2 protein-coding genes are annotated in these 1,360 nt (G+C 55.0%); both read left to right on the top strand.

Features of this window, described 5'->3' with window-relative positions; all coding sequences use genetic code 11:
* A partial coding sequence (locus Q7U95_RS06675; RefSeq protein ID WP_308752983.1) for a WecB/TagA/CpsF family glycosyltransferase occupies positions 1 to 1,002 on the top strand: 1,002 nt, incomplete at its 5' end.
* A gap of 4 nt (positions 1,003 to 1,006) precedes the next feature.
* Positions 1,007 to 1,360 (top strand): CBS domain-containing protein (locus Q7U95_RS06670; protein WP_308752982.1); only part of this gene is annotated, 354 nt, incomplete at its 3' end.

Raw genomic sequence — 1,360 nt, 5'->3', positions numbered from 1 at the left:
ATCGTCAATCGGGCTTTCTCCTCCCGCCCACAGGACACTCTTTTCCTGTACCGAAAGCTTGTCAGCAAGGGGTTTGATCATACCCCCGCCGTCAGGACTGTCGGGGCTCTTTGCGCTGTTCTCGGTGCAGCAGTCGCATCCTTTCAGCTACGGGACGAAAGGATGACAGCAGCAGCACTTCTGTTTTCCGCTATCGCGCTTGGCGGCGCCCTCGTGGTCATGTCGATGCGCTCGAGAACGGGTGCCCAGATCAGCGGCCGGTCCTCGATATGGGGAGTTCCCGTGGACAACATTTCCGTGGATTACGCCCTGGGCAGGATCAGGTCATGGATCCACCAGGATATGGGCGGAAGATACATTGTTACGCTCGATGCCCTTTCTGCACTGAAGGCCCGCGAAGAACCGGAATTCCGCAACCTTGTCAGGGGTGCCGACCTGGTTCTGCCCGATGGGAAGGGGCTGATATCAGCCCTTGGTTTTTTAGGAAGCCCGGTGGTACAGAGGATCCCCGGAGTTGATTTCGTGGAGCGCATGTGCAGACAGGCCGCTTCCGAAGGATGGCCTGTCTTTTTCCTCGGCGGAGCCCCCGGTATCGCACAAAGGACCGCAGCCCGGCTGGAAAAGATGTATCCCGCGCTTAGTGTCGGCGGAACAGTTCATGGTTTTATCGATGAGCTCGACATGTCTGATGTTCTCGGTGCTATCCGGAGATCAGGATCCAGGTTCGTCTTCGTGGGGATGGGTGTTCCGAAGCAGGAGTCCTGGATGTCGATTTACGGAAAAACTTTGGACGGAACCGTCAGCATAGGGGTCGGGGGAAGCTTCAACGTTATTTCCGGCGATCTCAAAAGAGCCCCTGCCTTTTTGCAGTCGATGGGCCTCGAATGGCTATTCCGGCTGGCTCAGGAACCGTGGCGCTGGTGCAGGGTCTGCCGCCTTCCGCTTTTCGTTCTCCATGTGATCCTCACAAGGATGGGTTTTTCTTCACTGAAGGGAGAATAATGTTTTGACCGTAAATGCCGGGCAGTTGATGCACAGGGATCTTTCGTCCGTGTCCGAGGATGATCTTGTCCTTGATGCGGTTCATCTCTTGTACAGCCAGCGTCTCTCGGGAATCCCGGTAGTCGGGGATGACTGGGTTCTTGTGGGCTATCTGTCGGAAAAGGACATTCTCCGGGGTGCCACCCCCACGTATCTTGAAATTCTCGCCAAGAGTTCTTTTCTTGATGATTCCGAGGGTGACCTGATCGAAAAACTCAAACATATAGGAAACCTTGAGGTAAAGGAGCTGATGAATTCGGAGCCCATTTTCGTCAGACCCTCTGAAAGCCTTATGACCGTGGTAGACTTGATGTTGAGG

It is taken from the genome of Candidatus Oleimmundimicrobium sp. (genome assembly GCF_030651595.1).
Taxonomy (GTDB): domain Bacteria; phylum Actinomycetota; class Aquicultoria; order UBA3085; family Oleimmundimicrobiaceae; genus JAUSCH01.
The sequence above is the reverse complement of the archived record's forward strand: the minus strand, read 5'-3'. Positions and strand labels throughout refer to the sequence as shown.